Origin of the sequence: Streptomyces sp. NPDC058045 (genome assembly GCF_042885635.1) — a bacterium.
GTDB lineage: Bacteria > Actinomycetota > Actinomycetes > Streptomycetales > Streptomycetaceae > Streptomyces.
Window position 1 is genome coordinate 1 of the sequence record NZ_JBHVRR010000103.1, and the last position, 6,806, is coordinate 6,806.

Below are 6,806 nucleotides of genomic sequence, written 5' to 3' on the forward strand. Positions count from 1 at the left end.
GGCTACCACTTTGTTATACACTTGGACATTGTTCGGCTGTGTCAGTTGTTTATTAGAGACAGGCGACGCCCACCCCCCAACCGCTATCGTGGCCCCGCGCCGGGGGACATGAAGGCCCGGGGCTCGGGGCGACTGAAGGGGTGGGGCAGCACCGTCCCCCGCAGGCTCAGACCGGCTCGGCTCCGATCCTGGCGGCCAGCGCGGGGAACTGCGCCAGGGCGTTGGACCGTTCGACGGCCAGCCGCTCGGCCGGTGTGAACGTCTCGTCCAACTGCGGCGCCGGATCCCCGTCCGCGGGGAACAGAGAGCCCGCGAACGGCCAGTCGGTGGCGAAGAGAATGTGCTCGGTCCCGGCCAACTCCCGTACGGACTTCATCGTTTGGGGCGTGGGGGAGATGGCGGTGTCGTAGAAGAGCTCACGGAAGTACGGGCTGCTGTTGGGCGGCCCGGCGGCCTTGGTCTGCTGCGCCGGAGGCGGGGCCAGGAGGCTCGCGCGGTAGGAGATGTACGGCAGGGTGCCGCCGGCGTGGGCGGCGAGCCACCGGATGCGCGGGTAGCGCCGGTACACGTCCTTGTAGAGCATGTTGACCAGTGCGCGGGTGGTGTCGAAGGTGAACTCGTAGAGGAACGGCGGCAGTCCGAGGTCCGGGTGGCCCTGCGGGGTCACCGGGTGGATGAACACCATGGCGCCCAGCTCGTCGAGTTGCTTCAGCAGCGGGTCGAACAGGGGGTCGCCCAGGTACTTTCCGCCGTAGCTGCTGAAGAGGCCCACACCGTCCATCTTCAGGTCCCGCACGGCCCGCTTCGCCTCGGTGACGGCGTGGGCGACGTCCTGTTCGTCGACGGCGCGGCCCAGGGGCAGTACGGCGAATCCGCCGAAGCGTCCCTTCACGCGTGCGGACCTCGTGTGGATCAGATCCCGGCTCGTGTAGGTGTTCAGGCGCTGCGCCATGGCCACCCGGTCCGTCGCGGAGGGCAGATAGGTGACACCTGGCTCGGAGACGGAGACCACCTGGGTCTGGATGCCGTAGCGGTTCATGAAGTCGACCGCGAGGGCCGGGCTCCACGCCGGGATCGGCAGACCACCGATCTCGGTGATGCCGTGCGCCGCCAGGGAGTCGAGGTAGAAGTCCGGGATCAGATGGCAGTGCACATCGATGCGGTCCCTGCCGCGGCGTACGGGAGCGCCCGCGGGGGCGCCGTCGGCCGCGCTCGCCGTCCCCGTGCCGAGGGCCGCAGCGGTGACTCCCAGGGGCAGCGCCGCCTTGAGCAGTCCGCGCCGCCTCATACCGCGTGGATCAGTTTGTCCGGTACCAGTCACAAAAACACCTCACCGGGGAAGAGAGGGGTTCGCCCGCACACGCGTACCGGTTCCCCCACCGTCTCCCCCAGACAGTCAGACCTGAACGATCACTCAATCTTCGGTGAGGAACCTAGCGGTCACCGCCCCCCGATGACAACGCTCGACCTTCACCGCGAGGATCCCGCCCCGCCCTGTGCCGCCGAATCCTGACTTGGGCGCATCACCGGGGATCCCAGCGCCCGCACGAGGGGCGGCGAGCAGTTGGTCGCGGACCTCAGCCACCGTCACCCCCCGGGCGCAGGTGTGGGTGATGCGCTGGCCGGTGCCGGCGATCTTGGCGCGGCTGGCGGCCGCACGGAGGGTGCCCCGCTGGTCCAGCGCTTCCAGGGCGCCCACCACGGCGGGGAACGGCTCGTAGTCGTCGCCCTCCACGACCACCGGTCCCGCAGGATGTCACGACGGCCGCTCCGCGGTCCGCACGGCCGCCGCCCCCGGCACTGTGGCGAAGCGGCGCAACAGCCGTTCGGCTATGTGCAGTTCCAGCACCTGCTGTGCTCCTTCGATGATCTCCATGACCTTGGCGTCCCGGAAGTGGCGGCCCGCTCTGCTGTCCGGTTCGATCCCGGCCGAGCCCAGCATCTGCACCGCGTCCCGGCTCGCCGACGCGGCGGCCGAGGCGGCCGCGTACTTGGCGACGAGGGTCTCCGGCACGCCGTGGCCCCAGCCCCGGGCCCTGGCGCGGGCCGCGCTGCGGGCGAGTTCCCGCGCCCCGGTGGCGGCCACGGCCGAGGTGGCGAGCAGCGAGCGGACCAACTGCTGCTCGCCCAGGAGCTGTTCACCCTGCCGGCGGTTCGCGGCATGTGCGGCGGCGTCCTCCACGCAGGCCTCCGCCATCCCCACACAGCCCCAGGCGACCGTGAACCGCCCGTGGTCCAGCGCGGTGCCCACCACATGCGACAGGCCCAGCCCCGCCGGCGCCACCAGATGGGTCCGCGGCACCCGCACCCCGTCCAGCCGCACATGGGCGATACGGGCCGCCCGCAGCCCGAGTTGGCCGTGCACCTCCTCCCGGGTGACGCCGGGGCGGTCCGTCTCCACCAGCACCGCGGACGGCTTGCCCCCCATGGTGCCGAGGACCAGCAGCAGATCGGCGTCCGCCCCGAAGGTGATCCACCGCTTGTGCCCGTCGACCGTGACATCGAGGGCGCCGGCCGGTTCGATCCGGGTCCGCACGGCGCCCAGCGCGGTACCGGCGCCCGGCTCGGTCGCGGCGAACCCGGCGAGCAGCTCACCGGTCGCCAACGACGGCAGCCACTCGGCCCGTTGCTTCCTGGTGCCCCAGCGGGCCAGGGCCGCCGCGACCATGCCCTGCACCGTGAACAGGCCCCGCAGCGAGCCGCACACCCCGCCCAGCGCCGCCGCGATCCCACCGACCGCGCCCGGACCGATGCCCCGGCCGCCGTAGGCACCCGGCAGATCGGGGGCGAGCAGGCCGGCGGCGGCCACCTGCCGGACCACCCCCGCGGGCAGCCCACCGGCCCGGTCCCAGTCGGCCGCGGCCGCACCCGAGGCCCGTACGAAGTCCTCCGCGGCCCGTACCAGGGCGGCGTCCTCGGCGCTGTAGCCGTCCAGATCAGGCTCCCCGGCCATGCGCCTCTCCGAGGTCGGCCGCGGCACCGGTCTTGCGGAGGACGAACTCCGTGACCCGGTGCGCGGTGCGGAAGCTGTCCAGGTCCAGGTCCTCGACCTCGATGGTGAGGTCGAAGCTGTGCTCCACGAAGGTCACCAGCTCCAGCGAGAACAGCGAGTCAGCCAGCCCCTGCTCGAAGTACTCGAAGTAGTCGTCGTCGGGCCCGACGGCCGTGCGCAGCGACTCGGTCAGGAAGGCGAGGACCCGCTCGGTGATCACCTCGGGGGCGAGGCTGGGGCCGGGCCGGCCGGGGGTTCCGTTCACGACACATCCTCCGGTGCTGCGATCTGCCCGGACGCGTCCGGCTCCGTCCCGACCAGCAGCAGATACCAGGCGGCACTGCGAATCCCGAGAGGCGCCGGCCCCGGTACCAATCCCGCGCCGCCGATGGCTAGTTCAGTCACACGCCTCTTCCTTCACACGCCTCTCCTCCGACTCTTCCCCGTCCTCACCCCGGTCCCGACGTCGCCCGGCGTCAGGTGCCCGTGCCGTCCTCGGTGCCGAGCTCCCGCTTCAACTCGACCAGCGCGCACAGGGCCTGGCTGTAGAGCGCGATGGAGTCCTTGTTGTAGTTGACGACGGCAGTCCTGAGCTCCTTGAACGTCGTCGCCAGAACCTCGTCGAGTTCGCTCCGGTCGATGCCGGCCATACCGGTGCTCCTTCCGCTGTGGTGCGTTCACCGCCCGCTGTGGTCCCGGGCGGCTCCTGGGCAGCGGACTCTCCCCCTCTCAGATCCTCGGTAGCCCTGGACGGATACCGTGAACCGAACTTCCCCGTGCCCAGCGGCGGCGGGGCGCACCGGAAGTGCTCCCACAGCGCCGAACAGGCCGCCAGACAGCCGGACTTGCCGTGCACACCGGCTCCCGGGGGAGTGGAGGCCGAGCAGCGACAGACACCGTCCAGCGGAGTCCGGTACGGGTTCCGGCGCGGCGCGGGAGGCAGCAGCGCCGGGTGAGCGTCATCGCACCCGCGCCGATGTCGCCGCCCACAGTTGGGGTTGCGGTCCGCCAACTCGGCCGCGGGCACGCCGCGCCCGGCGACGATCGCATCGCTGAAGCCGGGCGCGTACTGCTCGACCCGCCTCCCGCCGGATCATGTCCAGCGGGTCGCGGTTGCCACCCACCGGCACACGCGCGTACGCCCACACCGGCCGCTTCCCGCCCACCGCCCGCCCCGGGTCGGTCACCGCGGATCAACCGGACAGACCACCTACACGCAAAGACCCTGTCGCCACCCCTGGGCGGAAACCCGTGCGGTCAGGGGCCTCTGACCTGGAGTTTCACTGGGGGCGGCGGTTGCTCGTCTGTCACTGTTGGCCGCCGTCAACCGGACAGATCGAGATCACGCAAGGGCCCTGAACGCAACAGCATTGGCCTATAAGGTGAAATCGTGCAGAGAGTCGAGTACATACCCGCTCAGCGGAGCACCTGGTGGTCGTGGTTTGCGGTCGCGGTTGTGTTGTCTGCCTATTCCATCGTTTCCCTGGCAACAGGCTGGGCACGAGAGACCAACTTCGGCGCGTTCCTCTCGGTATTCGGCCTGATGGGGATTCCGGCAGCCCCGTGGCTGGCCGGCATGGCGCTTGGGCGCACGATCGTAGACGCGCACGGAATCCAGACGCGGAGGCTGCTTGGTCGCTCCGCCGCTGCCTGGCATGAGATTTCGGAGATCGAGGTAGAAAAAAAGGGCGGATACCACGGAATTTATGACTATTGGATCCGCATCAGTCGCCACGATGGTAGTTCGTTTCGCCTTCCAGCTCCCATGACCTCCGATGTCGGGCGCGATCCGTCCTTCGAGGCCGTACTGGAGAAGATCACACACCAGTGGAAGGAAGCGACCAGACCGTGACGGTGAATGTGCAGGTCTTCTCGCCAAGCGTGACGGGTATGACGAAGGAGGCACGGGTCCCACGCTCTGGGCCAGTTCACCGCCGCAGATGGGGGCCTGATCTTCCAGCGCGCGGTGCGGTATTGCGTGGTCCCGGCAGATCGAACGCACATATTTCTCCGGTCGGCGCGCGGAAATTTCCGGCGCCCTCTGTCTTTCATGCCGGACAACCGCCCCGCGAAGTCGCTTACCCCTGGGCGGTCTTGGGGATCTCGCCGGATTCAGGGTGGCGGGCGCGGAGCCCTGGGGTCAGGGCAAAGGTGACCGTCAGGGAGAGCGCTGCGATCGCGGCCATGCTCGTGGCGGGGGTGGTGGCCTCGGCGAGTGTGCCGGCGAGTGCGGCTCCCAGGCCCTGGAGGGCGAGCATTCCGGATGTGTGCAGGCCCAGGGCGTGGCCGCTGAGTTCGTCGGGGGTCAGCGCCATCAGGCGGTCCTGGAGCAGCAGGCTCGACGAGTAGCCGAGGGTGGCGAGGAGGACGGCCGCTACGGCGATCGGTAGCGCGGGGGTGATGGCGAACACCAGGTAGGGGGCCGCGAGCAGCAGGCAGAGCGGTACGACGAGTCGCTCCCGCAGGTGTGCGGGCAGGAAGCGGGCGGCGACGATGTCGCCGATCAACATGCCGAGTGCACCGACCGAGAAGAGAAGACCCGCGTACCGAGGGGTGTAGGGAATGTAGAGCGACTCGACGCCGACGATCAGGCCGTTGGGCACCCACAGGGCGAGATAGACAGAGCGGCGGGGTGGTGCCGACCACAGGCGGGCGTTGTCGCGCCAGGTGTCGGCGATCGACGGGCGGCCGACGGCGCGGGGTGGCCGCCGCGCCAGTCCGAAACGGGAGATCAGGGCGGCGAGCAGATACACCGCGGCGCTCAGCAGAAGGATGCCGCGGGGCGAGAACGCGGCCACCAGGACGCCGCCGACGGCGAAGCCGCAGATCTGGATGACGCCCGTGGACAGGTTGAAGAGCGAGCGCCCGAGGAGGTAACTCCCGTGTACGAGAACCTCGTTGAGCAGTCCGTAGCGCACCCCTCCGTTCAGGGATCCCAGCACGCCGAGGCACAGGAGCATCAGGAACAGGGCCCATATCGGCAGGCCGGGGGCGGCCTGGGCTGCGGTGCCGAGGGCGAAGAGCAGCGCCAGACCGGTCGTCGCGGCGCGCGGCGGTAACCGGTCCGCGCCCGACAGCAGGGTGCTTGCCCCGACGACCTGGGCGAGGGCGGGCCCGAACATGGCGAGTGAGGACAGCAGCGGCGACCCGGTCTGTCCGAACACCAGGATGCCGAGCGCCAGCCCACTCACCGTCTGTGCCGTGGTCTGAGCGGCGGACGCGAGGAAGAGGGGTGTGAACTCCGGTGTGCGGAAGAGTTCTTGATACGTACGCATCCGGGGAGTGTCCCCATGTGGTGCGGCGCAGCGTTACTGCTTTTTCCGGGAGGCGGGACGATGAGCTGGTGTCAGGTCAGCGCTGACCCGCTGTTCCCCCTCCCGGGCTCAAGTGCGCTGCCTCACTGGTTAGTTGACCGGTCGTTGTCGAGTCAGTGCGGGCTGACGCGCTGACTCAACAGACGGAAGTCTCCGTCCAGGCGCTGAGGCACGGCGTAGCGGAAGTCTTCGGCGAAGTCAGTGTGCTTCGGCGTGACTTGGCGATGCCAGGCGGCGATGTCAGCCTAGTACGCGACGGCGTACTGCTCGCAGGTTCCCGAAGACGGTTCCGGTCGAAACGAGGGGGCGAACGGCCTGCTGCGGCAGTACGTTGCCAGAGCGCCGACCTCACCGCCCACACCCCGGAAGCTGGGCGAAGGCCCTCTTCCAGGCCACTCGCCCCAGGTCACGCACAGGGCCGCCGGCCCGCGCGGGGGGGGGGGGGGGGGGGCCCCCACGGCCGGGGCAAAAACCACCCCCGATAAGGGCGGTGTCATTAT

The 6,806-nt window shown here is 69.9% G+C and carries 8 protein-coding genes; 1 reads left to right on the forward strand and 7 read right to left on the reverse strand.

Going from position 1 to position 6,806, the window contains the following annotated elements:
• Positions 1 to 166 precede the first annotated feature (166 nt).
• The 6 genes from ACFVST_RS29055 to ACFVST_RS29080 all read right to left on the reverse strand — a co-directional run bounded on the left by ACFVST_RS29055 (position 167) and on the right by ACFVST_RS29080 (position 3,642).
• A complete protein-coding gene (locus tag ACFVST_RS29055) occupies positions 167 to 1,288 on the reverse strand; it encodes an amidohydrolase family protein (protein WP_390156584.1) in 1,122 nt (373 codons plus the stop codon).
• Positions 1,289 to 1,414: 126 nt separating this feature from the next.
• On the reverse strand, positions 1,415 to 1,735 hold the full coding sequence (locus ACFVST_RS29060) for a hypothetical protein (protein ID WP_390156585.1): 321 nt from the start codon (positions 1,733 to 1,735) through the stop codon (positions 1,415 to 1,417).
• 21 nt (positions 1,736 to 1,756) lie between these two features.
• Positions 1,757 to 2,953 carry an acyl-CoA dehydrogenase family protein gene (locus ACFVST_RS29065; RefSeq protein ID WP_390156586.1) on the reverse strand — a complete coding sequence of 399 codons (1,197 nt, stop codon included), beginning with the start codon at positions 2,951 to 2,953 and terminating at the stop codon, positions 1,757 to 1,759.
• Positions 2,937 to 3,257: an acyl carrier protein gene (locus tag ACFVST_RS29070; protein WP_390156587.1), complete on the reverse strand. Its 321-nt coding sequence runs from the start codon at positions 3,255 to 3,257 to the stop codon at positions 2,937 to 2,939. Before ACFVST_RS29070 ends, ACFVST_RS29065 begins: the two co-directional genes overlap by 17 nt.
• Positions 3,254 to 3,397, reverse strand: a complete 144-nt coding sequence (locus ACFVST_RS29075) for a hypothetical protein (RefSeq protein WP_390156588.1) — start codon at positions 3,395 to 3,397, stop codon at positions 3,254 to 3,256. The genes ACFVST_RS29070 and ACFVST_RS29075 overlap by 4 nt, the downstream gene beginning before the upstream one ends.
• A 71-nt stretch (positions 3,398 to 3,468) precedes the next feature.
• The gene (locus tag ACFVST_RS29080; protein ID WP_390156589.1) at positions 3,469 to 3,642 is read right to left on the reverse strand and encodes a hypothetical protein; all 174 of its coding nucleotides are present in this window, start codon (positions 3,640 to 3,642) and stop codon (positions 3,469 to 3,471) included.
• Positions 3,643 to 4,382: 740 nt separating this feature from the next.
• Here ACFVST_RS29080 and ACFVST_RS29085 point away from each other — a divergent pair.
• Positions 4,383 to 4,844 carry a PH domain-containing protein gene (locus tag ACFVST_RS29085; RefSeq protein WP_390156590.1) on the forward strand — a complete coding sequence of 154 codons (462 nt, stop codon included), beginning with the start codon at positions 4,383 to 4,385 and terminating at the stop codon, positions 4,842 to 4,844.
• A gap of 226 nt (positions 4,845 to 5,070) precedes the next feature.
• On the opposite strand, the gene ACFVST_RS29090 is transcribed toward ACFVST_RS29085, so the two are convergent.
• On the reverse strand, positions 5,071 to 6,267 hold the full coding sequence (locus ACFVST_RS29090; RefSeq protein ID WP_390156591.1) for an MFS transporter: 1,197 nt from the start codon (positions 6,265 to 6,267) through the stop codon (positions 5,071 to 5,073).
• Positions 6,268 to 6,806 lie beyond the last annotated feature (539 nt).